General features: G+C 39.5%; 21 protein-coding genes and 4 pseudogenes. 15 read left to right on the top strand and 10 right to left on the bottom strand.

Going from position 1 to position 26036, the window contains the following annotated elements; all coding sequences use genetic code 11:
- Positions 1-16: 16 nt before the first annotated feature.
- From A3GM_RS11290 to A3GM_RS0106860, 8 genes are all read right to left on the bottom strand, one after another.
- On the bottom strand, positions 17-634 hold the full coding sequence (locus A3GM_RS11290; RefSeq protein WP_154648118.1) for an acyltransferase: 618 nt from the start codon (positions 632-634) through the stop codon (positions 17-19).
- 17 nt (positions 635-651) lie between these two features.
- Entirely contained in the window at positions 652-1530 is an 879-nt protein-coding gene (locus A3GM_RS11840) for an alpha-1,2-fucosyltransferase (RefSeq protein WP_018362656.1), read from the bottom strand.
- Positions 1512-2309 (bottom strand): family 6 glucosyltransferase, encoded by a 798-nt coding sequence (locus tag A3GM_RS0106885; RefSeq protein ID WP_018362655.1) that lies wholly within the window; start codon positions 2307-2309, stop codon positions 1512-1514. The genes A3GM_RS11840 and A3GM_RS0106885 overlap by 19 nt, the downstream gene beginning before the upstream one ends.
- A complete protein-coding gene (locus A3GM_RS0106880; protein WP_018362654.1) occupies positions 2306-3781 on the bottom strand; it encodes an oligosaccharide flippase family protein in 1476 nt (491 codons plus the stop codon). The genes A3GM_RS0106885 and A3GM_RS0106880 overlap by 4 nt, the downstream gene beginning before the upstream one ends.
- Positions 3781-4611, bottom strand: coding sequence for a glycosyltransferase family 2 protein (locus tag A3GM_RS11110; protein ID WP_154648117.1), 831 nt, complete (start codon positions 4609-4611; stop codon positions 3781-3783). Before A3GM_RS11110 ends, A3GM_RS0106880 begins: the two co-directional genes overlap by 1 nt.
- A gap of 4 nt (positions 4612-4615) precedes the next feature.
- Positions 4616-5635, bottom strand: coding sequence for an EpsG family protein (locus tag A3GM_RS0106870; RefSeq protein ID WP_018362652.1), 1020 nt, complete (start codon positions 5633-5635; stop codon positions 4616-4618).
- A 194-nt stretch (positions 5636-5829) separates the two neighbouring features.
- Positions 5830-6915, bottom strand: a complete 1086-nt coding sequence (locus A3GM_RS11105; RefSeq protein WP_018362651.1) for a GumC domain-containing protein — start codon at positions 6913-6915, stop codon at positions 5830-5832.
- A gap of 231 nt (positions 6916-7146) precedes the next feature.
- Entirely contained in the window at positions 7147-9663 is a 2517-nt protein-coding gene (locus tag A3GM_RS0106860; RefSeq protein WP_018362650.1) for an SLBB domain-containing protein, read from the bottom strand.
- A 698-nt stretch (positions 9664-10361) separates the two neighbouring features.
- Between A3GM_RS0106860 and A3GM_RS11100 the strand changes: the two are divergent.
- The 5 genes and pseudogenes from A3GM_RS11100 to A3GM_RS0106835 all read left to right on the top strand — a co-directional run bounded on the left by A3GM_RS11100 (position 10362) and on the right by A3GM_RS0106835 (position 14884).
- Positions 10362-10756, top strand: a pseudogene (locus A3GM_RS11100) (hypothetical protein).
- Positions 10753-12815, top strand: a pseudogene (locus A3GM_RS11095) (AAA family ATPase). The pseudogenes A3GM_RS11100 and A3GM_RS11095 overlap by 4 nt, the downstream one beginning before the upstream one ends.
- Positions 12803-13108, top strand: a complete 306-nt coding sequence (locus tag A3GM_RS0106845; protein ID WP_018362648.1) for a helix-turn-helix domain-containing protein — start codon at positions 12803-12805, stop codon at positions 13106-13108. Before A3GM_RS11095 ends, A3GM_RS0106845 begins: the two are co-directional and overlap by 13 nt.
- 85 nt (positions 13109-13193) lie before the next feature.
- Positions 13194-13901 (top strand): DUF6088 family protein, encoded by a 708-nt coding sequence (locus A3GM_RS0106840; protein ID WP_018362647.1) that lies wholly within the window; start codon positions 13194-13196, stop codon positions 13899-13901.
- Positions 13886-14884: a nucleotidyl transferase AbiEii/AbiGii toxin family protein gene (locus A3GM_RS0106835; RefSeq protein ID WP_026216147.1), complete on the top strand. Its 999-nt coding sequence runs from the start codon at positions 13886-13888 to the stop codon at positions 14882-14884. Before A3GM_RS0106840 ends, A3GM_RS0106835 begins: the two co-directional genes overlap by 16 nt.
- A gap of 251 nt (positions 14885-15135) precedes the next feature.
- On the opposite strand, the pseudogene A3GM_RS0106830 reads toward A3GM_RS0106835, so the two are convergent.
- Positions 15136-16641, bottom strand: a pseudogene (locus A3GM_RS0106830) (helicase-related protein); the annotation flags it as partial.
- A gap of 287 nt (positions 16642-16928) precedes the next feature.
- Here A3GM_RS0106830 and A3GM_RS0106825 point away from each other — a divergent pair.
- The 10 genes and pseudogenes from A3GM_RS0106825 to A3GM_RS0106785 all read left to right on the top strand — a co-directional run bounded on the left by A3GM_RS0106825 (position 16929) and on the right by A3GM_RS0106785 (position 24833).
- Positions 16929-18149, top strand: coding sequence for a site-specific integrase (locus A3GM_RS0106825; RefSeq protein WP_018362644.1), 1221 nt, complete (start codon positions 16929-16931; stop codon positions 18147-18149).
- Between the two features lie 4 nt (positions 18150-18153).
- Positions 18154-19422, top strand: coding sequence for a site-specific integrase (locus A3GM_RS0106820; RefSeq protein ID WP_025829981.1), 1269 nt, complete (start codon positions 18154-18156; stop codon positions 19420-19422).
- A 52-nt stretch (positions 19423-19474) separates the two neighbouring features.
- The gene (locus A3GM_RS0106815; protein ID WP_018362642.1) at positions 19475-19960 is read left to right on the top strand and encodes a DUF1896 domain-containing protein; all 486 of its coding nucleotides are present in this window, start codon (positions 19475-19477) and stop codon (positions 19958-19960) included.
- A gap of 665 nt (positions 19961-20625) precedes the next feature.
- The gene (locus A3GM_RS11440; RefSeq protein ID WP_081614697.1) at positions 20626-20895 is read left to right on the top strand and encodes a helix-turn-helix domain-containing protein; all 270 of its coding nucleotides are present in this window, start codon (positions 20626-20628) and stop codon (positions 20893-20895) included.
- 3 nt (positions 20896-20898) lie between these two features.
- Entirely contained in the window at positions 20899-21213 is a 315-nt protein-coding gene (locus tag A3GM_RS0106805; protein WP_018362640.1) for a helix-turn-helix domain-containing protein, read from the top strand.
- Positions 21201-21707 carry a DUF3408 domain-containing protein gene (locus tag A3GM_RS0106800; protein WP_018362639.1) on the top strand — a complete coding sequence of 169 codons (507 nt, stop codon included), beginning with the start codon at positions 21201-21203 and terminating at the stop codon, positions 21705-21707. The genes A3GM_RS0106805 and A3GM_RS0106800 overlap by 13 nt, the downstream gene beginning before the upstream one ends.
- A 199-nt stretch (positions 21708-21906) precedes the next feature.
- The gene (locus A3GM_RS0106795) at positions 21907-22326 is read left to right on the top strand and encodes a plasmid mobilization protein (protein WP_018362638.1); all 420 of its coding nucleotides are present in this window, start codon (positions 21907-21909) and stop codon (positions 22324-22326) included.
- A gap of 17 nt (positions 22327-22343) precedes the next feature.
- Positions 22344-22778 (top strand): annotated as a pseudogene (locus A3GM_RS11775) (restriction endonuclease subunit S); the annotation flags it as partial.
- A gap of 291 nt (positions 22779-23069) precedes the next feature.
- The gene (xerA, locus tag A3GM_RS11770; RefSeq protein WP_025830219.1) at positions 23070-24062 is read left to right on the top strand and encodes a site-specific tyrosine recombinase/integron integrase; all 993 of its coding nucleotides are present in this window, start codon (positions 23070-23072) and stop codon (positions 24060-24062) included.
- A gap of 90 nt (positions 24063-24152) precedes the next feature.
- Positions 24153-24833, top strand: coding sequence for a restriction endonuclease subunit S (locus tag A3GM_RS0106785; protein WP_018362636.1), 681 nt, complete (start codon positions 24153-24155; stop codon positions 24831-24833).
- Here A3GM_RS0106785 and A3GM_RS0106780 read toward each other — a convergent pair.
- A complete protein-coding gene (locus A3GM_RS0106780) occupies positions 24757-26034 on the bottom strand; it encodes a restriction endonuclease subunit S (RefSeq protein ID WP_018362635.1) in 1278 nt (425 codons plus the stop codon). The two genes, A3GM_RS0106785 and A3GM_RS0106780, sit on opposite strands and share 77 nt — an antisense overlap.
- Positions 26035-26036 lie beyond the last annotated feature (2 nt).

Raw genomic sequence — 26036 nt, 5'->3', positions numbered from 1 at the left:
GAATTATAGTGTAATCTTATTTGTTTTCCAATTGTTTTATCACTCTTGCAGGGTTTCCTACGGCCACAGAATAAGCGGGAATGTCTTTTGTTACGATGCTTCCTGCCCCGATAATACAGCCGTCTCCAATCGTAATGTCTTGCAAAATAACAGCATTCTCGCCAATCCATACGTTCTTTCCAATGGTTATTTCGCCTCTACTTGTTATGGGACGTTGGATCGGTGGGGTAGACATTGCCTTGAAAGTAATATCTCCATGCGAGTTATCTGTTATGGTAACGTGTTGTCCAAGAAGGCAGTTTTCGCCTAAAGTGATGCGTTTTAAGGTGGTGATATGGCAGAAACGACCAATATGACAGTTGCTTTTTATATCGATAACTCCATCTTCTATGGGAGTAATCATACAGCTATCGTCTATCACAACATTATCTCCTATGATCATATTGTGATGGTTTATCATAATGATATCATCTCCAAAGAATACTTTTTTACCGCATTTTCCAATGAAATTCTTAAGCCATAACGAACGCAATGTCTTGCGTTTGGTACTTAAAAAGCGACTTTTTGAGGGCGAAATGATCAAAGAAAAAAACTTCATTAGTGCGCAAAAAGCAGAGTATAGAACATCTTTCATTGTTATATTATTATCAATTATAATCGAATCCACGTTGGTGGTATAAGGTCTTTTGTAGCATTGTTCATGCTTATATCATTGTACCAATGTTTCGGAGCGATAACTTTTTTATCGCTATTGTTAATGAGATAAGCCGCCCACCAGCTGAAAGTGCTATTCGAAATGATAGCATGTTTGCAGCGAGTCATGAGGTAAAAGTCCTTTAAATCACAGCTGTTGCCTTCGTTTTGAATAAAGGTTACCTCATTATCATTGAGCTTTAAGTGGCTTTTAACCCACTGAATATCGTTGGAAAAGACAAAGAAATGAACGTTTTTGATATCTTCCTTTATTCTATTAGCAGCGTTTTCAAAGTAATTTAGAGGGCATTCTGCAAATACTTTTTGGTTCTCTTTGTTGAGATAATCACCCCTTCTGATATGCAAAAACACTGCTTCCGACTGCTCAATAGCATTGATATAATCGGCAGAAATATCGTTTATTAGCTGGTCTTCAAACTGCAATGAGGGCGTGAAAGCACTGAGATAGCGATACGATTGCCAGTAACCATCGAAGCAATAAGTGTCGTTAAACGATTGATTTTGATAGTTAGAGCCATTCTCTATCTTTACTTTTCTGTTCAAAAAGGGAAAGAGAAGCAATAGCTTTCGCATGCATCTATAAGCCAATTGCTGTGTGAAAGAATAATGATAAGGCCTTAACTCTGTGTTATGAGATATGCGCAAAGCAGGGAAGAAACGATGTATTTGTAGCTGATTGATATCTAATGCAGGCTCAGAAAAAAAGGAAATAGAACAGTTATACTTCTCTTTTAGATACTCTCCAAAGAAGTATTGGAACAGTTGATTACCGAAACCGCCCGATAGTTTGATATGTTTTAGAAATTGAGAATCCATAAAATATTTCTATATAGCTCTTTTATTCTACGCTTAATGCGTTGAACGTATGCTGTAGTTGGTAGTTTATCAAAATACTTTCCGCCATGTTTCATCTTATTTCTAATGACGATATAAGGCTCAAAAGGAATATTACCTCCTTCAGGAAAGCCAAAAGAAGGAGGTAGAATCTTTATCTTTTTGTTGTGAAAAAAACGATTTAAGTGCGACTCATCGTGATAAATTGCGATGCAATTGTGGTCTAAGTCTTTCTTAATATTTTCGCTACAAACGTGTGAAAGACGGTAGAATGCCTCGTGAGTACCGCCATTTACGCCCCCCATAAAATAGTTATAGGTTTCTCCTTTCGTGTGTTTTATGTAGGCAGTAGAACGCTTTCGTTTTTCATAAGGCAACGAAATAGGGTTGTGTTTGTAGTAATGTCCTGGGTGTAAGACGCCCAATAAGCCATTATCTTCAGCCGTTGGAAGGAACATTTCGGGTGTAACTACCTTCTTAAACTCCATGTTTGAGTTGAAGAAAAAGACGTAATCGCACTCTTTTGAATCTTCTTCTGCCTCAATAAACATATCAAATCTCAATAGAGTATCTAAGGGAAAACCTTGTGATTGCTTGTAATATGTTTTGATATTGTTGGTATCTTGAATGTCAGAAGCATCAGTAAATACATAATATTTCTTTTCAACTTGCGGTAAAAAGAACTGCTCACAACTATCAAAAAAGCCTTTCCAAAAGATGGAATACTTGCCTGTGCAGATGTAAAAAATACCTATCTTCATTTGTGAAACTTGCTTTTTATAAATTGTTTGATATCGATTCTATTGTTTAGTTCTCTATAACTAAAGAACGTAAAGATAGCCAATAAAATTATATTTGCAACGTAATATAATGACGAATCACGCATAAATAGCGTGCTCATGAATAGACCTAACAACACAATATAGATGCTTTGCAACTTCCAAAAGCTGTTACTAAACTCCATTCCGTAATGCTTTTTATATACAAAATAGAGCAATAAAGATACAAAAAGATTACCAATGATCATGGCAAAGCCAATGCCATTGAGTCCAAATAGATAGTAGGCTACAATGGTAATGATAAAGTTTCCGCCGTTACCCAACAACGCATCGTATATTAAATACATCTTTTTATCGCCATGAGCCAATGGAATATACGACAAAGTGGCCCACATAATGCGGAACAAAAGCGAGAAAGTGATGCACTGAGTGAGCAGCTCTATTGAATAGAACTCAGCCGAAAGCAAAAGCCATAAGATAGGTTTTGTGAAGAGAATGAGTATTACTGAGACAATAGAAATAAGTATAATAAGCAGCTCAGCCTCTTCAGATACAATGTTGTTAAATTCCTTTTTATTGTCAAGAGCCTTCGAAAGTCGAGGATAAAAGTCGGCTATTAGGGTTGCAGCAAGTATCGAAAAGTTGCGCATTGTAATGGAATAAGCGGCTTGAAAGTATCCAACATCTTCGATAGAGCCAAAGAATCGAATGAGAATGTTAGTGAGATAGGTAAATAAGTTCATTAAAAGCGAACTGAACATAATGATTATTCCCAGTTTAATCATGGGCGAACCAATAGTCCAAACCTCATTCCAAGAGAGGCGAATACGCTTTATGGATAATCTTTTTACATATAAACTATTGATGATAAACGTGATGATAAAACCGCACGAGATGGCTAAAGACACGCCTTTATGATTGAAAAAGTAGAGTAGTGGTATAGCTATTATTACACTACTTATCGCTGCAAATATCGTTGTTTGCGCTAAAGCGTTGAGCCGTTGCATACCTTGTAGAATCGTTGTGTTGCCGTATGACAACAGCATAGCGCAGGCTCCGACAGACAAGATCATGAAATCTGTGGTGTGATTATTGGCTACTCCAAACGAAATGTTGCTGAGAACAGGAGCTGCAAAGATGCAAAATAAGAACGCAATAACGGCTAATAAACGGATAAGCGTTCTAAAAGCGGAGATTATTTTTTGCTGTTCTATTGGGTTTTCGCTATTTTGTGACTGAGCAATGTCACGAATAGCACTTTGTGGAAGTCCCACACTTGTGACCTGATAGAGGGTGTTGAGCGTGATTAAAAAGATAGAATTGAGAGCAATACCAATAGGACCAAGCAATAAAGCGATAACCTTTGCTCGGACGATTGACATGAGTGCTTCGATGATTTGTGCACCACTCATCACTATTGTAGCCTTTAAAAGGCTTTTATAACCATTGCCCATTAAATCTTCTTTCTTGTGTTTTTAATCTTGTTTTTTAAGCAAATGTAATTGAAAAACGAGCTAACAGCACCGCAATTTTTCATCAATTGATATTGAGTTGCCATTTCTTTAAAGCGAACACACAGGCTTTTCCCTTTTTGAGAGCTTACAAAGTTGCCCGTAACATTATTGCCATGTTTGCGATAAAGCATTTGAGGTGTTTCTACAAAGCCCACCTTTCCGTTAGCCTTATAAATGCAGATAGCCACCCACCAGTCGTGCATTGGGGCATATTGGGCTACTGGAAACGATATTTCCTTAGCCTTTTTGTTAAACAACATGGTGCAACCTGTGATGTAACCAATGAATGCTTGTTCGATAAAAGAGTTGAAAATATAGGGCGAAAAATGAATACTTTTCCAAAAAGAAGCAGACAAAACATTTAAATTTTCGTCTACCAATTGAAGATTAGTGAATACCAATCCTGGCGTTGTTTCGTCGCAATTTAAAGAGTGAAAAGCTGCTACTTCATTTTCAATCTTATGTGGAAGCCACACATCATCTTGGTCGATGAACATGTATAGTGGTGAATCTACCTTTTGAAGAAGCTCCATAAAGTTCATAAAAGGACCGAGATTCTTTCCCTCATTGTCAATGATAACAATGTTATGGTGCTCTTTTTGATAGCTTTCTATTATGCTTATTGTGTTATCTTTTGAACCATCGTCACGCACAAACAACGTCCAATCTGTATAAGTTTGGGCGAAAAGAGAGTCTAATTGTTCACGAATAAACTGCTCTCCATTATAGGTTGCCATCAAAATGGCTATAGATGTGCTGTTTTTTATCATGGTTTTAAATAATCATCTCATAAGGTTTGATGTTCTGTGCCAATATAATATTGATGTAGAAGTATAGAAAAGCATAAATAGTGATGCCTCCTAATGCTATATATCGCTGTTTAATGGTGTATAGGAACATCGGAAGTAGAACCAATTCGCTTGCTGCAAAGATGTCTAAAAGACGGAATGCAACGGGCGGAATGTCTGCAATGAAGACCAAAAGAACGAGTCCTACGATGTAAAGTTTAAAGAAAAGATAGAATAAAGAATTGTGTTTGCTCAGCTCTTCTCTATAATAATACAAGGCAGCAACAATGGCTACACGCAATAAAATTACCGTACTAAAGATACTAACTGGCTCGAAATCTTCTGTAGAATAAGCGTTAGACTTCACAGCTATAAACTCAATCACACTGAAAAATGCAAAGAATTCGTCTATATCTATCAAGGTGTGGAAGGCAAAAACAATGGGTATTGCGGCTAAAAATGCCTTTAAATACTTGTTGTTATTGCGCACAATGGGGTAGAACAAGAACAGAATAGCAAATGAATAGTGCAACGATGTAGCCAAAGCAATAAGCCCAAGAGTGATCAATGTTTTGCGTTCTGCCCAATAACTCCACGCTATCATCGTGATACCTAAGGCGGCTCCAGAACGCATTGCGTTCATATTTAAGATGACAAAGTAGGTTGGAAAGAAGAAAAGAAGCGATATCCAAAAGAAGTTGGAGTGCTTATATAGGGCGTAAAACTGCGTTGGAACGGTTATCACGGCATAGATAACAAACATCAACACTGCGCTATTGGTGAGCGAATAAGATATATTAGAGAAAATATAAAAGGTGAATTCGGAAATACCCGAGCCATATTTTGATTCTCGAAGGTAATTTTGATAGTCTTGATCTATATAGGGACTGCGTAGTCCAATGATAAGAATAAAGATCACAATGAGTGTTATCAATGTGATGAAATTGGGCTTTTCTTTAGTAAGTAGAGCACAAAGAAGGAATATAAGGAATATTAAAATATACATATCTTCGTTGGTTCCTTAGTCTGTTTCTTATCGTCTTCTGTATTTATTCTTATTCTATTGGGGCGTAAAACCTATGCTATTGAGGTTAAAAAGCAATGCTTTTGCGCATCAATTAGCATGCTTTTACAAGCAAATGTCAATGCTTTTGCGAGTCGTTTAATATCTTATTGAAAACTAATGATTTAGTTGTTCTCTTACACTTCTTGTCCTGTTGCTGGCTCAGGTGTGTCTTCTTGCTTTTTAAAGGCACCCTTGTTCTTTAGATAAGTCCATTGAAGTGTTCCCAAGAAGTTGAGTAAAAGAATGATACCAACAATTAAACCACGACGTGGAGAGGCTTTCTTTAAAGGCACAACTGCCGACTGAATGATGGTGAAAGCAGGAGTTCTCTCTTGCACCTTTGCTCTTGCCAATTGTAATTGTTGAGCCAATTGAGAGTAGATATTATACTTTAATTGCATCTCATTCTCTAAATCTGTTTGCTTCAATTTATAAGATTGCAAGATAATATCTGTGTTGGCGTCGGAATAAGAGCCGTATCTTTGACGAGACTTGTCGTAATCTACCTTTGCTTCATGATATAGCTTTTCTGTATAAGACAAGTCATTTCGAGCTTTAGTGGTACGATATTTAATGATATATGTTTGCAAGGCACGTTGCACATAATCTGCAACAGTAGCCGCAATAAGAGGGTCTTGCGCCTTGGTTGTGATGGTAATCATGTCGGTTTTCTTATCCACAACGCATTTAAGCATGCCCTTTATGGCGTTGGTTGCATTCTCTTGCTCTTGTGTAAGCTGTATAGCTTCGGTCTTTTGGGTTTGTTTTACAGGAGCACCAGCTTGTGGTTTAGGTGCAAATGGCAATAGCATAAGCTGCTTAATCTTATTCCACCATGCTGCTTTTCGATGTTTTAAAACATAGTCGTATAATGTGGTTGAGAGACTTCCGTCTTGACTTTGTACCTTTAAAGACCACAAAGGAATGATAAAATCGTCTGAAGCACAGATCTCAGGATATATCTGTGGGTACACAGCATCACTGTTACTCATATTTCCAAGCTTTGCTCCTACCATTGAAGCAAGCGACCCTAAGTTGCCAGAAAGACCGCTTTCTGATGCCTCGGGCGCAAGAACTACGGTTGAGGTGTATTCTTTTGGAATACTAAAAGCTATGACAAGGGCAACCACAAACGAGGCACAACTGGTGGCTGCAAATAGCTTTTTATTGTTTAAAACAAGCGTTTTGATTATTTTAAAATCAACAATTGGTTTATTCATTATTGCTTATGTAATTGAAAAAACAGTTTTATTGGTATTGGGTTGTATCTCTATGGAGAAATAGAAACTCAAAACTTCTTTTGCTATAACTCTGCACTTTTATGATGATGGAGGAGCAGTTCTATGCAAGTAGTTACCTATACCTATTATAATAACTAACTACTGTCTTCTTTCTTCCTACCTATTTCTATTATAAGGTCGAGTTGAAAAGCTTTGAGTTCCTATTCTTCTTTATTTCAATAGATTGGCCATTGTGGCGATCATTGTGGCTATTGAGGCCACAGAAGTGCCGATAGAGAGCCATTGTGTTAATGACTTTCCTGAGCTTTCGGGCTTACTTGGCACGATAATTTCACTGCCTGGGCGAACCTTTGCGTTATGTCCTACCTTCGCAACAGTGCCATTCATGTACACAATATATGTGTGACTCTTCTTCGCTCTGTTACCCCATCCACCTGCTTGGTTGATATACCAGCCTGCTTTTCGGCCCTTTTCGTAAGCCACAGTGTTTGGATACATCACGTCACCGCTAATCTTTACGGTTCCATTATACTCGGGAACGATGATTCTATCGAATTCTCTTAGCACCAAATCGGCATCTCCTCCTGGTTCTTTTAAAGCCTTATCAAGTTCGATACCTACATAATATGTATCGCCTAAATCAAGCTTTTTCATATCAAGAGAGTCTTTCTTGCCACTTTGCATCTGTGCCATTTTGATTACAGTTTGCATTCTTAATCGCTCATCGGGAGTGATTCTGCGCTCTAAACGTGCACCAGGTACATAAGCAAGGTCGGTTACTCCGCCCGCTTTCTTGATGATATCGCTGAGTCGTTCGTTCTTACTTGATAGTGTATAAGTACCTGCAAACATCACATTTCCTTCTACTTGGATATTTTGTTGATGGCTATAACCAGGGCTTTTGCGTACATATACCTCGTCGAAGGGCTGTAATTCGAATCCAGGAGTACCGTCAATAACGAATCCTTCCTTTAATGCAAAGGTGTAAGTTTTAGCAATTACGCTATCATTGGTTATGGCTTTAGGATTCAATATACGACGAGCTACGTCTACTTTAATGATAGATGCCTTGTCTTTTAGGCCTCCTGCTTGTAGAATAAAGTCTTCAAGTGTTTCGTGATCTGCATACACATACATGCCAGGATAATTCACTTCGCCATGTATAGTAATTGTTCTTTTGGTCTGCATTTCACTCTTTGTGGGAATAAAAAGAACGTCATTTTTCTTCAAAGGCACGTCAGCAACGCTTCCATCCATTATTCCTTTGACGTCAACTGCAATAACTTCGAGCGTTCTATCACTCTTCATACGATGAATAATAGCACGATTTGTAAATGCTTCTTCGGTTAATCCTTCTGCATGTTCAATTAAAGTGCGTACGCTATTGATGTCTTTTCCGATGTTATACATACCTGGACGGAAGATAGCCCCTTTGATTTCAACCATGTTTTCATATCGATTAATGATTGAATCAACGCCGATAGAGTCGCCATCTGCTAAGTGGAAAGAGTTGATATCGAATTCTCCTATGTTGAAAACAGAATATTCTCTGCCTGTTTTTCGAAGCAAACGAACAGCCTTTGTGTAAGCATCTCCAGTGAAACCTCCTGCATATTTAATGATAGAACCAACGCTTTCGCTTTTCTTCATTTCGTAAATCATTGGGCGTTTCACCTTTCCTGAGATGGTAACCAAGCAGTCGTAAGGACCAACAACGATTACGTCATTGTCCATAAGACGAATGTTTCCTGTTAGTTTTCCATTGAGAATGTAATCGTAGATGTCTACAACTGTAACCAAACGGTTTTGACGATATACCTTAATATTACGCAAAGTTCCGAGGTCGTTGATACCTCCTGCCATATAAAGAGCATGGAATACAGTTGCAAAAGCAGAAAGGGTGTATGTTCCGGGCACTTTAACTTCACCCATAACATTCACCATCATGGTCTTAGTTTGACCCACAGTGAGCTTTGTTTTCGAGCTACTATAACGTGCACCCAATAGCGAACGCACCTTAGCATTAGCCTGTTCAACAGTTAATCCGCTCACTTTTATAGGTCCAAAGTCTTCTATTGTCACCTCACCATCAGGCGAAACAACAACATTAAAGGTCTTTTGTGAAGCGCCATAAACATCAATTATGACGTTATCTCCAGGTCCTAATACATATCGTTGAGGCGTTGCTATATTCATATTAGGCTCGAACGACAATTCTTTATTGTTGAAGATATCTCGTCCGAACACCCTTTTCTTCATCTTACTCTTCTCATCAAGCAACTCTTTTAGCCACTCAATAGAATCTTTAGGAGTTAAATAAGATAATTCTTTTTGCATCAATAAGAATTCAGGGTCTTTCTCATTGATTTCTATTCTGTCTGCACTATTACGCTGAATGCGATTGTTTGAATATTTATTTAATGCGCTATTGGCTGCATCTTGTTTGTTTTTACGCATTCTAGAATCATCTGATTGCAATGCTTCATCACTTACATTGCCGAGTCCTTTTTGATTCATTTGACGGTCGTATTTATCCTTTAATCTTCTAATTTGGGAGATATCTACACCGCTTTGCATCAGCTTTGTAACGATTTGCGCTTGAGATGAGCCTGCTTTTTGCTCTCTTTGAATCATTCGAATCACTTGATCATCGGTCATTCCAGATTGTGCATACAAGCATTGAGCAGCACTTATCAATAGAAATATGCAGAAAAATAGTTTTCTCATGAATATATATGTTGTCTTAAATTCTCTGTATTTATAAATAAAATGAGGCGTTGGGGTATAGTCAATCAATTGCTATCGGTTCGGCCTTAGTATATATTTATTAACGCTTAGAGTTGTTTTTTGTTGTGTAATTATTTGCTTTTATGTAATAAGGGGTTGAAAACACCCTTGCAAAAGTAATAAAAACTTCTGAAAATCAATTAAAGAATAGGTGTTAATATGGGTGGAAAAGCGGAGATTTTTGCTTTCATATAGCTATAATTAGTATGTAGATGTGTAGCAATTGCGTTTTTGTTGTTATAGCTTTGTATGGTGAAACGAAAATAACTGATTGACAATTGCTTTGAAATGAGCATGAGTAGGCAACCCGATAGCAGAAAAATAGTCTTCCTGATGATGTGTTATAAAACTTCCTTTTTATATATTTTGAAAGGGAGTTTTTAGACTATTGTGAACCAACTGGATTTTATCTTCTCTGTATGTCTTATTTTACTGGATGTAAATAGAGTAGAATGTGTGTTCTTTTGTGGTGTGAAGAAAGAGAAAAATAGAGTGGACTTGAGGGCCAAAATAAATGACTTTAAATAGCGAACTTGATGTGCTCTTAATAGAATAGTCGAGTGTTTTATATCTTATTGTATTGATGAAACTATTTTTATCAGTTATTATTAATCTTTGCCAAACCCTACTTAAAGAAGATGGAACACCACGAAACACTCTCCCTACTAAATGAACTTCAAACACTTCGTGAAGAATTCAGACAGATAGCCTGCTTTATCAGGGAGCTAAAGCGTGATTATTCCGTTTTGGAGGAAAAGATTGAGTTGGGTTCGGCAGATGTTCTGCACCTGCTTGGAATATCAAAGGCATCACTTGCAAGATGGAGGGAATCTAATTCTATTCCGTACAGATATGTATCTAGTAATCATGTAGTTTATCCATTTAAAGGACTCTATCTCTCTCTGTTAAGACGGGTAGAGCCACATTCAAGGGCTTTCGTCGTTTAGAGGCTTTGCAGCGTTTAAACGCTTACAAGGAAGGTGTGCTAAAAGGCTATATGGGAGAATCTCAAACCTTATTCGAAGAGCTATGAACATTAAAGAAGAAATATTATTGCGTACCAACAAAGGACTTGAAATATTTTGTTTCTATATGCCATTGATTTCGTGATTAAGCGTAATTTTCGTAATCCTTTGTATAACGATAAACGTTCTTCATGCAATATATATCTTGATAGAAAGTCAGACTGCTATCGCATGAAAGACTTTGGAAATGATGCTTATTCTGGAGATTGTTTTTGGTTTGCTGCCACAATGATTGGACTGGATGTGAAGAAAGATTTTGTTAAGGTACTTGAAACTATTATTCGAGACTTGCAACTAAACATCTACATAGGAAAACAAGAACACTTTGAACAACGAGCTACGATAATAAAACCTCCTAAACCGAGTATTTTACAACCCGTAGACCAACCAAAGTTAATGGAAGAGAAGAAGTGGTATAAACTAATAGAGCAATCTTTTGGTATCGAGGAAATAAAATATTGGCAACAATATGGTATTGATTTCAACACCTTACAACGTTTTCATGTAAAGTCGCTTGCTCGTTATGAATCTATCTCTAATCAAGGTAAGCCGTTTACATTAGGAGCGACACATGACGAGCCGATGTTTGCTTACAATATGGGGACGTTTGTAAAGGTCTATCGCCCAAAGAGCAAACTACGCTTTCTTTATGATGGCGAGAAAGTGACCGATTATGTCTTTGGTTTTCAGCAATTGCCAAGTAAAGGAGATATCATATTCATTACTGGTGGTGAGAAAGATGTACTATCTTTATCTGCCCATGGTTTTAATGCTATTTGTTTCAATAGTGAGACGGCAGAGATTCCTGAGAATATTATCGAAGGGTTACAGCTTCGTTTTCGACATATTATCATATTATATGACACTGATGAGACGGGAATAAGAGAAGCCAAACAACAAGCAAATGCACTCATTCAATATAAGGTTTTGAGCTTGACCTTACCATTGCAAGGAATTAAGTCAGAGAAAGATATATCTGACTTCTTTGCCTTGGGAAATAACTCGAATGACTTGAAAGTTCTCCTTTCTGATATGTTTACCAATATGTATTCGCAGACAATGATGATATTAAAATCTTGTGAAATCGACTACGATAATCCACCTGATGCTTCAAAATCAGTTGTGGCAGTCAATGGTGTTCCACTCGGAACACAGGATAATCTGTTTTGTATTACAGGTGGAGAAGGAACAGGTAAGAGCAACTATATTTCTGGAATCCTTTCAGGCACACTTGGTTCGGAACGATTACAAGCTGAACAGACATTGGGATTAGAGATAACTGCTAACCCAAAAGGCTTAGCGGTTCTTCACTATGATACGGAGCAGTCTGAAGCACAACTGCACAAGAACTTGGGAAAGACACTTCGTAGGGCAGGAGTAAAGGCTGTGCCAGAGTTCTACCATTCACTCTACTTGGCATCACTATCCCGCAAAGACAGGCTAAAAATCATTCGTGAGAGTATGGACTTATTCCATCACAAGCATGGTGGCATCCATATTGTGGTAATTGACGGTATTGCTGACTTGATACGCTCAGCCAACGATGAAACGGAAAGTATAGCCATTGTTGATGAACTCTACCGATTAGCAGGAATATACAATACTTGCATCATCTGTGTGCTTCATTTTGTGCCTAATGGTATAAAGCTACGCGGGCATATCGGTTCCGAGTTGCAGAGAAAAGCCGCAGGAATCCTCTCTATTGAGAAAGATGATAATCCCGAATATTCAGTCGTAAAGGCGTTGAAAGTCCGCGACGGAAGTCCCTTAGATGTGCCAATGATGCTATTCGGCTGGGACAAAGATGAGGATATGCATGTCTATTGTGGTGAGAAGTCAAAGGAAGATAAAGAAAAACGCAAGTCCGATGAACTCTTGCTTGTCATCAAATCTGCATTTCGTACTAAATTAAGGCTTTCATACCAAGAACTTTGTGAGGTGCTGACGCGTGAAATGGAGATCAAAGATCGAACAGCAAAAAAGTACATTGCATATATGAAAGAGCAGCGTATTTTGACACAAGATATAAATGGAAACTATCAAAAAGGAGAACTATGCCATACTTAAACGATACTTCAGAAACAGACTGGTGCAAGCGATTGTTTGATAAATTAAAAGCTGTCGAGTATAAGCTCGATCAGCTACTTGTCCTGCAAGAGCAATCCGTTGATACAAATGTCCATCCACCTTTGAAACCTGAATATCTGGATATCATAGATGTTTCTAAGATCTTGAAAGTGGAGCAAAAAACCATCTACAACTGGGTATGGTCAGAGAAAATTCCTTACCTCAAAGCTAATGGGCGGTTGCTTTTCCTTCGGGAAGAGATAGATAAAATGGTACGAAAGCAAGATGGTTAGTAAGTCTCCTTACACTAAAATTTTGTTGTGTAAATACTTGCATTTACACAACAAAATATATACCTTTGCAAAAGGAACAATTTGTATGACAAGCAAAAGTATTAAAAATAAAATTTCTAATTTTGAGACGGGAAAAGTTTTCCGATTGGAAGACTTAGGGCTTCCTCGCAGTGAGCAAAATGCGGCCGTAGTCACTTTGGGAAGACTGGTTCAGGAGGGTGAAATAGAGCGCCTTAGTCGAGGTACTTATTATAAACCAAAACGAACAAGATTTGGTGTTGTTGGTCCGTCCATGGAAGAACGATTCCGTGACTTGCTCTATGACAACGACACCCCTATAGGCTATCTGACCGGGTTCTATGCATTCAACTTATTTGGATTGACAACTCAACAGTCTGCAACTCTTGAGATAGGTTCCAATTTCCCTAAACGGAATGGGAAGCGTGGAATATATACGATTCGTTTTGTATTGCAGAAAAATCCCATCAACAGAGATAATATCGAAATGCTGCGTATATTAGACTGCTTGAAATGGATTAAGAAGATACCTGATACAACTACTGACAGATCATATACTCTCTTAAAGGCAAAAGTCAATGAGTACTCCAAGGATGAGCTGACTCAACTGGTCAATCTTGCCTTAAAATACTCTCCGCTCACGCGAGCTTTATTGGGATCTATGCTAACCAATGACTCTCTTGCAACTACATTATTTCAAACATTAAGTCCGCTTACACGATTTAGAGTCGGACTCTCACCAACTTTAGTTTCTAGTCAATGGAACATACAATAAAAGATTCTCTATATTTAGACACTGAGTTATTCATGGATTTGGTACAAACTTCGTCAGAAGATTTGAAAATCCCTATACAGTTAATAGAGAAAGACTACCACATTTCAAGAATACTGCGTGCATTGTCCAGAAGTTCTTATGAATCAAAAATCGTATTTAAGGGAGGAACTTCTTTATCAAAGGCATATCAACTGATAGATAGGTTTTCAGAGGACGTGGACTTTGCTGTTATCAGTGGGGATATGAGTGGTAATCAGGTTAAAATACTTTTATCAAACTTGATGAAAGAGGTTACTATGGGCTTGACAGAGGACAAAAGCTTTTCAGATATATCCAAGGGCTCAAAATATAGGAAGCAAGCCTTCTCTTATACAGCCCATACAGGTTTTGACACTTCTGTAAATCCTGTTCCTGCGAGAATTATTGTAGAGATCAGTGCATTTGCCAATCCTTTTCCATACGAGAAAAGGATGATAGAGCCTTTTGTTACTACATATCTGAAAAAGCAAAAGATGGAAGATGTGATAGAGAAGTATCACCTTGAACCTTTTGAACTGAATGTCTTATCTCTTAGACAAACCTTGTGTGAGAAAATAGTGTCTCTCATTCGCTTTTCAATGAGCGAGCAGCCAACAGCATCATTATCATCTAAAATACGCCACTTCTATGACTTGAATGCGCTATTGAATATCAAAGAATTAGAAGATTATGTATGTAGAAAAGAATTTGTTCGAGACATAAAGATTTTGGTGGAACATGACCAACAAGCTTTTGACGAGCCTTTGGGCTGGAAAGACCTAAAAGACATAAATCAGTCTCCATTGGTAGTGGATTTTGATCATTTATGGGAGATTTTGACTCCCAAATACGTAGAGAACCTATCTGCTATAGCTTATCGAGATATTCCATCTTCAAATACCATAAAAGCATCATTTCTGAAAATACTGAAGTCTTTGAGAGAAATTGACCTCACGAATGAATAGGGATTATCTTCTATAGATTCTTAAAGCAAATATCAAAGGGAGGAGATAGATGAGGTAGTACGAAAGCGAGATGATTGATGACAAAGGGCTTCAAACCTAACAGTTAGATTTTGGCAAAATATTTATTTTATTGCCAAAGTCTAACTATCGCATAGATATATATTGGCTGATTTTCCTCTTGGGAATAGTTCGGAAATTTCCTCATAAGTCAACTATTAGTTTACTTGCAGGAAAGAAAAACAACCATTCTTTTAACGTCTCCACTTGGGGCTGAAACTCTGCAAACGACTATATTCCTCTTTGTCTTGGGCAGGATTGTTCTCATTCTTTATTTTGGCAGAGTTGTTGGATAAATCTTTTCCTTGCTTTATTTCCTCTTTTTCTTCATCTGGCGGAGTAAGGGTAAGCGCAATCTTTCTGTCCAATTCAGCAGCTTCACTTTTAAGTGAGCGAAGCTCGTCCTCTTTCTTCCAAGAACTGTTGGCAATATTGGTGTAAACGTCTTTATTGGCTACAATCTTTACCATTTCCTTCTCATGCGATTCTATCACCTTTGGGATACGCTCCAAGGCGTTAATGAAGTTCTGGCAAGCAAGTTTCGGGTCTGTTGCCAACTTTCCATTATTGTAAGTGTAGTAGATAGACTCCTGCCCTTTCACAAAAAAGCGGTTCACCGAACAGTCAAACAAATCCTTGGAAGTACTCTCTGTCTTGACCATAATGGAGAAACCATAAACTTCACCGATTTTATTATACTCTCCTTTGGTGCGTGCTTTTTCGTCTATCTCCTGCAGACGGGCAGCAATGGCCTTGATGTCTGTATAGTCTTCCACACCTTTGATAGTCAGCTTATTGATGGGCTGTCCATCGGCATCACGTTCTACACACTGCTCAAATAGAGCTAAGTCAGACTGTGCCTCCTTGATTTTATCCGTATGGAAGGACACAGAACTCTCAATCTCTGCTAGCTTTCCTGTTGCGGCATCACGCTCACGGAGGAAGTTCTTGCGCTCGGATTCCAAGGTGGCAATCTTCTTATCCAATCTTGCTTTCTCTAAAAGGTCGGTATTACCCGAAAGCACTGCTACGTATTCTGAGAAGCTCATGCCGTTGTCCTCATCCATTGAACCCTCGTCAATGGTGCGACTGCCAAGCGTGTTTGTCTTTAGCTGATTGATGAAGAGCTGCTTGTTATGCAGCAAATTGAACTTATAACTGTCCAAAGAACGTTCTACAGCGTAGATAATCACATCGACCTTGTTGTCCGCAAACTCTTTTGCGATAAGGTTTCCCTTGCGCACAGCTCGTCCATTGCGCTGCTCCAAGTCTGAAGGTCGCCAAGGCGTGTCCAAATGATGGACCGCCACGGCACGCTGCTGAGCATTCACACCAGTACCCAACATGGATGTAGAGCCGAAAATAATACGAATCTCTCCACGGTTCATCGCATCTACCATCGCTTTTTTTGCCTTCTCGTTCTTACACTCTTGGATAAAGCGTATCTCGTAGGACGGGATATGATAGTCCTCTACCAACTTACGCTTGATTTCCGAATAGACATTGAAGTCTCCGCCGGACTTATAAGTACCTAAATCAGAGAAAACGAACTGCGTTCCTTTCTGTGCATCGAACTTTTGGTAATAGTCATTGAGCATCTTGGCACAGTGACTTGCCTTGTTGTCGATATGATCTGAGTACCCATTTTCATCTATCATGCGTAAATCAAGGCTCATCTTGCGGGCATAATCAGTCATTAAGAATTAAGGGAAATAGGAGGAATTATAGGGAATGTAACTATTTGAAATAGTACCATTTAGCATTTCCCTGCTATTTTGATGGTAAGCGAAAACGAGCATCAAACGGCAGGAGTTCCGTTACCAAATCGTAACCCATCAGGGAAAAAGCAAAAAGGGGTTACGAATTGAAGGTAAACAACTGTGTCATAGGTTTTTATTCTTCATCTTTCATTTTTCTGCATCGCTCAGGAATACTTGTTCATCTGTACCTTTGCAAGCAAAGGAAATTTAGAAAAAACGACAGAAAAATGAAAGAAAACAAACTCAAAATATCGTTCTTCGTTCAGGCGAAACGAACCGACAAGAAAGGACTTGTGCCTGTCATTGGGCGAATCTCCGTTGGCAGAACCCATTCGGGCTTCTCCACCAAGTGTAAGACTCCGCTCGCTCTTTGGGACAGCCGTAAGCAACGGCTCATCGGTAAGAGCAGCATGGCTGTGTCCGTCAATCAGAAACTCGGTGAATGCACCGCACTCATCCACGCACGCTTTCATGAACTCTGTGAAAGAGAAGAATCTTTTACCGGCACAGACGTGAGGGATGCCTATCAGGGGCAAATCCACCGTCAGGCCTTGCTCTTGGAGAGTTTTGGGGAGTATCTCACACAGACAAAGGAGCGCATAGGCATCGACCGAGCCTTGAAGACGTTCAAACTCCGTACCTACCAACTCTCCCTGCTTCGTGAGTATGTGCAGGAGAAGCACAAGGTAAGCGACATTCCCCTTTCACAGTTGGACAAAGCCTTTATCGAGGGCTTCGAGTATTATCTCACTATTGACCGCAAACTGAAACGCAGCAGCATATCGAGTACCGTGTCTACTTTGCAGACCATCGTCCGCATGGCGGTGAAGAAAGGTGTGCTGGACTTTTATCCGTTCTTGGGTTACAGTTACGAGCGACCAAAAGGCGAACCGAGAAGCATTACGCAGGAAGAACTTGAGCGCATCATCGACTTGGAGATTGAATGGGAAAACTACCGCATTGTCCGTGATTTGTTCGTCTTCTCCTGCTTTTCTGGGCTGGCAATCTCCGACGTCCGTAATCTTCGGGAGGAAAACATCGTTTTGGAAGAAGGCGAACTCTGCATCAAGGGCAGGCGAATGAAAACCAAAACTCCGTATCGTGTACAGGTGCTTCCCCCTGCGCAGACTATCATGAATCGTTATAGAGGGATAAGGGCAGGCTTTGTCTTTGACGTTCCAACCACCGACGTTATCCTCAATGGCATGCACTATATACAGCGAAATATCGGTATGAAAACTCCGCTGACCTTTCACATGGCAAGACACACCTTTGCATCGCTTATCACACTCTCGGCAGGTGTACCTATAGAAACGGTGAGCCGTATGCTCGGACACACAAATTTGAGAACAACACAAATCTATGCAGTTGTTTCCTCCGAGAGAATCCATCGGGATATGCAGAAAGTACAACAACGCATACAAGATACATTCACCTTAAAACTTTGAAATCATGGCACGAAGCACATTCAAGACACTCTTTTATATCAACCGTTCCAAAGAAAAGAAGAACGGCAAATGCCCGATTATGGGGCGCTTCACAATAGATGGTGAGCAGGTGCAATACAGCACGGGCAAGGAAATCGCTCCCGAACTTTGGGACAGCCATAAGGGACGATGCAAGGGAACAGGCGAAGAAACAAAGGTGATCAACCACTACTTACAAAGCAAAGAGGAACAAGCCAAAGCAAAGTATCAAGAATTAGTTTGGCAACGTGGCTATATCACCGCCGAGCTCCTCAAGCGTGAACTCATGGAAGAGGACAAGCCCAAAGGTTTTCTTTTGGAGGAAGCACGACTATTTATTGAGGAAAAGCGTCCTTGTGTGGGAATAACGGTAGCCAAGCCGACCTTCACCAACTACATCTATGCTACCCAACTCATAGAGGGTTATCTGCGTGAACGCTTAGGATTAGAGGATATTCGTTACTCCCTGTTGGACTATGGCTTTATTGAGGGGATGGACTTCTACCTTAAATCAGAGCGCAACCTTTCTCTTGCCACTATTCAGGTAGCGGTCATCTTCCTTAGAAAACTCATCGGCATCGGGCAGCAGAAGAAATACATTCGCATCGATCCCTTTGTGGATTACAAGGCAGAACTACCACACCGAACACGCAGGTATCTCACAACCGAAGAACTGCAACGAGTACTACAAACGCCCATTATTGACAAGCAGTTCGAGCGTGCAAGGCAGCTCTTCCTTTTCTGTGCCTTTACTGGTCTGGCTCGTGTGGATATGCAACGGCTCAAGCCGAAGCATATTATCCGTAATGCTGATGGCACAGAGGAAATCCGCATCAAAAGGCAGAAAACGGATGTGGAGGCCATAATTCCACTCTTGCCCATTGCGGGGCAAATCCTTTCACTCTATGTCAAGGACAAGAAAGCAGACGAATTGATATTCCCCAATCTCACAATTAGGAAAGCATCTTTAGCTTGTGTGAACATCGGTCAGATATGCCGAATAGAGAAAGGCTTGACCTTTCACATGGCTCGCCACACATTCTCAACCACGATTTGCCTTTCCAATGGTATTTCGATGGAAACGCTCAGCAAGATGCTCGGACACAGCAATATCGGTACGACACAGATTTATGGAAAGATAACCGACCATAAGATACAAGAGGATATGACTGCACTCACAGACAGGGAGCATACTGTATTTGAGGGTTATTGTGAGTCGATAGCACGGCAGAACGTTCCATTGCAACAAGCATAAAAAGGAAGTAATTATCAAACATTTATTATTCACGATTGAAAACCAAACGATTATGAAAGAGCACAACAAACAGGAACTTTCTTACTTTCGGTTGAAATTAAGAAGTTATATGAGTGAGCATCACCCCGAAAAATTGCACGACACGGAGTTTATCACTGCACGGGCAGATATGGCTCTTACCGCCTACTGCGATGCTGTAGTGCAGGGTTTCACGCACCTCGAAGCGGAGAGCATAGCAAGTGAGGTATTGTATCAAGGTTTGCACTTTTCCAAGTACGACACGCTTGTTTCTGTATTGGAAAATGAGTTTGAAAGGGAACTGCCTGCACCTCTTCCAGAGAAACTCGTACCTATACTGTTGTCGAACAAGGCTGTTCAAGCCACATTCGACAAGTTCGGTTTGACGGACACATTTGCCGCAAGCGGACAATACGACCGTCTTTACACCGAACTCACAGGCACAATAGTGCTGCTTACCAAGAGCAATCATTTGCCAATAATCGGTCAGACGGAGGGGGTAAGCCCAAAGGCGTTGTAAGCAAAGGCACACGCAAAGTCCCTGATGCCGTTTCTTATCGTGCAAAGGTACAACGGCAGCCAATCTGCCCTGACAAGGTCGAGTCTTGCGGATGGAGAGAAGAATCTCCACCGCAGGATTTTTCTGTTTCAAGGCGGTATTGCCATTTTCTGTATTCGTGCGGTCGTATTCATCTCTCCCAACCTTGCAGGGCTGGGCTGCCGTAGAGAGTATAGGCACGACAAGAATACGGCATACTCAGGCTCTTTGGACGCAAGGCGTAACAACCAACAACAGATAGGACTGACGATAATACGGACAATCTGTTGTTTGTACAATTTGTTGTCATGACTATCTGTTGTCAAAACTATATATCGTCAAAATAATCTATCGATAAAACTATCTATCGATAGTTCTACATATCGATTTGTCGAACTATCGAACTGTCGAAAGAATAATTGCTATGTGATAAAAGGAACGAGCCGGCACCTCATCTCATTACCGCAATAACACAGATGGATCTCCTTTGGTCTTTTCTCTTGTTTTCTCTCTATTTCCCTGCTTATCCTCATTTCTTGCAGCGGTGCTTCCGAGGGTTTACTTTTGCACTCGATAAGTACGGCAATGGACTGCATAACAGTTTGTTTGCCGAGTAACAATAAAGTAATCAAAACAAAATCAAGGCAATGAAACTCATTATCATCGACCGCAAAGCGTGGGAGCGACACCGCTCCGAATTTGCAGACTTTATCCACAGTATCGAACAACTCATCGGCAATCCGCCCGTAAAGGACGAATGGCTCGACAACGAAGCCGTATGCAAGCGTTTGAGCATCAGCAAGCGTACCCTGCAATCATACAGAGATACGGGGAAAATCCCTTTCTCAATGATTGGACACAAGTGTTATTACAAGGAGAGCGACATCACGGAGTTACTGAACGCAAACAATGAATGAACTATGGAAGAGAAAGAAATCATTACGCAGGAAGACCCTCAGATGCAGTCGTTTTCACAACTGATGGAAGGAATATTGAAGAAATTGGAGCGGTATTGCGCTACCGCCCGACCGATGCTGGGCGGAGAAGTTTACCTCACTGGCGAGGAGGTTTGCAGCCTGTTACGGCTCAGCACACGTACGCTCCAAGAGTACAGAAACTTAGGAACGCTTCCTTTCTACAAAATCGGAGGGAAGATACTTTACAAACAGAGCGACATACAAACAATGCTTGAAAGGCATTATAACGCAATACCCAAGAAATTATGGCAAGAATAGATGAACAAAGGAAACAGCGTCTGGAACAAGCCCTTCGAGATATGGGCAATTATGGCGTTAAGCTCCGCAAGCCCGAAGAGTTGCCCGATTTTGATCAGCCCATAGATTATGAAGAGGAAAAGAAAAGGTTTGAGCCTGTTAAAGTTGAGGAACAAAATGACAAGGAGAGTCACAAGGACTATTCTCAACCGTCCAATCAAGAAACAAAGTTGTCACCAACGGAAAGGGCTACTTCTACCGAAGAGAATCATCAACGAATGGGAAAAACAAGGGACAGGAAGCAATTATCCGAGTTTCAGGGGAAATATCTCCAGCCCTTTCGCAACAGCCACCGCAAAGCCGTGTATGTATCAGAGGAAACTCAACGAAAGTTGGACTTCGTGGTGAGGAAAATCGGTGAGCAGGGAGCAAGCGTTTCAGGATATGTGGAGCAGGTGCTTCGAGAACATCTCGACCAATACAAAGATGATGTGGAAAGATGGCGGAAACTCTGAAGTACTGCATTCCTCGAATGCAAGCCTACGCTGAGTTACTGTATTCAATGAATGCAGTAACACGGCATGGGCTTATAATCCCATTTTCTACATCAGCAAGGTGTGTCTTTGTACCACAAATTGCCGTTTGTACCACAAAGACCCTGCCCCGAAAGGGGATTAAATCACTCCAAAGTCGTGATTAGAAAACATAGAAACGATGAAAAGAAAGAAAACTAACAAACCTGACGGCAGGTGTGCCACCTCCCAAAAATGGGACAGATGGCACATCAGGTTACCTAACTACGAAGACCAACAAAAGGTCATCAATCTTTATCGAAAGTCGGGAGCAAAAACTAAGAGCGATTATCTAAGGGCAAGATTACTTGGAGAATCTTTCAAGGTTATAACAGAGAATTCTTCTAATGAGAAATACATGCGTGAACTCACTAACATAATATCCCAAGTTTATAAGATTGGTGTTCTCTATAATGAAGCTGTCAAGACACTTAACTGCTACCACTCAACAGCTACCGCCCAAAGAATGCTCCGCAAAATCGAAACTTATTCTGAAGCAATCATTAAACTGCAAGTGCAAGCGATAAAACTAACAGAGGAGTATTCCATGATTGTTGGGTAAATCATAATTTAGAGGCGATGGCAAAGCAACTCTACGACTACTGGTTTGTGCAATTTGACTTTCCCGATGAGAATGGGAAGCCGTACAAAAGTAGCGGTGGTAAGATGGGGTGGAATGAGAAGTTGAAGAGAGAGATACCACAAGGGTGGAAAGATTGTAAAATCAAAGACTTTATGAGAATCTTCACTGGTAAGAAAGATGTGTCCAAAGCTGTTCCTGGAAATTATAAATTCTTTTCTTGTGCGCCAGAGGCTATTACTTCTAACGAATACATTTATGACGGATATGCAGTGTTGGTTTCAGGAAATGGGAGTTATACAGGACGAGTAGGTTTTTATAGAGGTAAATTCGATTTATATCAAAGGACATATGCTTGCGTTTTAGATGAAGAGGTGCGTAACGTATCATTCTTCTATTATACTTTAAGATACTTATTTCAACCTATATATAGCGGTGGTAAACATGGCTCTTCTATTCCATATATTGTCTTAGGTGATTTGGCTGATTTCCGTTTTGCCTTTAATGAAACGATTTGTAAGAAATTTGTAGATACAGTAACGTCTATGTTCGATGAACAACTATTGAGGCTACAAGAAATCGAAAAATTGACTAAGCAGCGCGACGAACTTCTCCCTCTTCTGATGAACGGACAAGTAAAAGTCGGTATCGAGCGTTCTCGACTAAATTATGATTTACTTCTTTGTCTTTTCGCTCAAATTTTGTATAATGCGACTAAAAATCCTATGAAAGAAGAAGTAAAAACGAGAATAGTAACTGCAATGGCTCAAAATTTGACTCCAGAACAATTATTATTTCTTAATACAGTATTGAATGACAACTTTAAGAACTTAGAAATCAAACCATTAGGCGATGAAGTGTCGCAAAGAAATAAGGCTAATAATGAATTGCTTAATGCTTTTATTTCTGCGAAGAAGATAGAAGGCTGTTCTGATAAAACATTGCATTATTATCGTAGCTCAATAGAAGCCCTGCTTGCAAAGTTGAATAAAAAGATAGATGTGATAGTTACAAACGACATTCGCAATTACCTCTCTGATTATCAAGAAGAAAGACTTTCAAGCCGTGTTACCATAGATAATCTTCGGCGCATCTTCTCCAGCTTTTTTGCATGGTTGGAAGACGAGGACTATATTGGTAAAAGCCCTGTGCGAAGAATACACAAGGTTAGAACGGAAAGCCTTGTAAAGGAAGTGCTGAGTGATGAAAATATGGAAGTATTGCGAGATACCTGCCACGAGATACGCGACCTTGCAATGATTGATTTATTGGCTTCTACGGGTATGCGTGTAGGTGAATTAGCAAAGATGAACCGAGAAGATATAGATTTTCAGGAACGGCAATGCGTGGTCTTTGGCAAGGGCAATAAAGAACGAGAGGTATATTTTAATGCTCGCACCAAAATCCACCTTAAACGCTACTTAGAAAGCCGAAAAGACACCAATCCTGCGCTTTTTGTATCATTATCTTCACCACATAATCGCCTAACAATAAGTGGTGTAGAAGTTCGGTTACGGCAATTAGGGCGTAAAGCTGGCATAAATAAAGTACACCCTCATAAGTTTAGACGCACATTAGCGACAATGGCTATTGATAAGGGAATGCCGATAGAACAAGTGCAGAAGTTATTAGGGCATGTAAAGATTGATACCACTTTACACTATGCTATGGTCAATCAAACTAATGTAAAGATTGCACATCGCAAGTTTATAGGCTAATTATAGCCATTTTATCTTATGAAAATTCTTGATTACAAGCTTCATTCTGTATCTTTGCAATAGCAATTAGCTTATAAACACACTTTGAATATGGAACAAGCTAAAAATCAAGAAGCTACTAAACCAATTACTAATGCTAATTGGTTAGGAGAGGTCTTACCATCCAATTTCAAGAAATACAAATTAGGAGATGTAGCTGAAATCGTAATAAGTAGCATAGACAAAAAGACCAAAGAAGGGGAACATAAAGTAAAGTTGTGCAATTTTGTGGATGTGTATCATAATTGGGCAATTACTGAATCTATGTATAATTCCTTTATGATTGCTTCTGCTAATGATAAAAACATCGAACGTCTCTCTCTTAGAAAAGGGTATGTCGCTTTTACAAAAGATAGTGAAACACGTAATGATATTGGTATTTCGACATATATAGCAGATAATTTTGATGATGTTGTCCTTGGTTATCATTGTGCATTAGTAAAGCCCAATGAAGATATTTTATTGGGAAAATATCTCAATGCGTTTATGCATTCAGATTATATCAAAAAGTATTTAGAACTAAATGCTACTGGTAGTGGAATGCGATATACGTTATCTGCACAAACTTTATATGATATGCCTATACTCTTGCCTTCTGTAGAAGAACAAGAGTATATTGGCAATATATTTTCAACAATAGACAGAAAAATAGCTGTTAATCGTGCGGTAAATCATAATTTACCGATACTTGACCATTCATTAAAAGGGGCAGAAGTTCGTCCCGCTGCTTAATAAGCAGAAATATTTCGTGCTTGTTCTGTATTATGGCTTTACGAATCGTATTTGCTTTTCTATTATATTTACACAATATATTGTAGTCTGGAATATAACAGTCAGTTTTACATAGTTCAACTGGACTTAGATTTGCTTGTGCTGCACCATTTGCGAGATTAGCGACCATCATTCTCATCGAATTGCTATTTAGGAAATTATAAAAGTATTCCAAATATATTGCATCACAATATAATAATCCCACACGCTGATTTAATAATAGGTTTTCTTCGCATACGACACATAATCTCCCACAATTTCCTGTTAGCGAAATTAATCTATCTCCAAATTTGAGAGATATGTAATCGTTTGCTCGGCTTGGAATCTCATCGACATAATCACAACCAGATGTTACAAGTTCACCATCTTGGACATTTTTAATAGTAATAACTTTATAGCGACCAAAAGTTTTATATGTATCAGATTTGAATGGAAATCCTGACTTGATTTCAAGCCTATTATTAATAGGACACACTTCCCATCCTTGGGGTATTTCTCTTTTCAACTTCTCATTCCAGACCATCTTACCACCGCTCGACTTGTACGGCTTGCCCTCCTCGTTTGGGAAATCAAACTGCACAAACCAATAATCGTAGAGTTGCTTTGCCATCGCCTCTAAATTATGATTTACCGCACGATTAAGCGCAATCTTCGCATCAATATCAGATAGCAATTGCCCCACTCTCTTTTGAACATCAAGATTGGGTATCCATACCGTACAGTCTTTGATTTTATCAGGTGAGGTGTGTCTGATTTTTGTCTGTTGTGCGCCTGCGCTCAATTGTTGCTTAACTATATCGGAAGAAAGAAGATAAAACGCATATTTTTTGTCTAATAGTTCTTCATTACAAGTAACTTTGGCAACATCTTGACTTTGAATATACTTTCCACTTTCAGGAATGAGTGCAGTAGAGCCTAACAATCCAATTGCCTGCTCGGTAAGTGGGGTAATTATATCGCCCTCCTCTAGCAAAAACTCCGGTTTGAACTCTCCAACATAATATAGATTGTCTTTGGATGTGTTTTCTTTGAAACAATTATTACGATAGTCAAAATTGCCACAAGTCAAGCGAATATATTCGCCCTTTGTGGCATAATATTCCCCACTAAGGCTTGCTCCTCTCGAAATCTCTATCAATTCTCCAAGTTTATATTTTTTCATTT

This window comes from Hoylesella nanceiensis DSM 19126 = JCM 15639, from assembly GCF_000379965.1.
GTDB classification, from domain to species: domain Bacteria; phylum Bacteroidota; class Bacteroidia; order Bacteroidales; family Bacteroidaceae; genus Prevotella; species Prevotella nanceiensis.
Note: the sequence above shows the minus strand (reverse complement) of the source record. Positions and strands in the feature narration are given on the sequence as shown.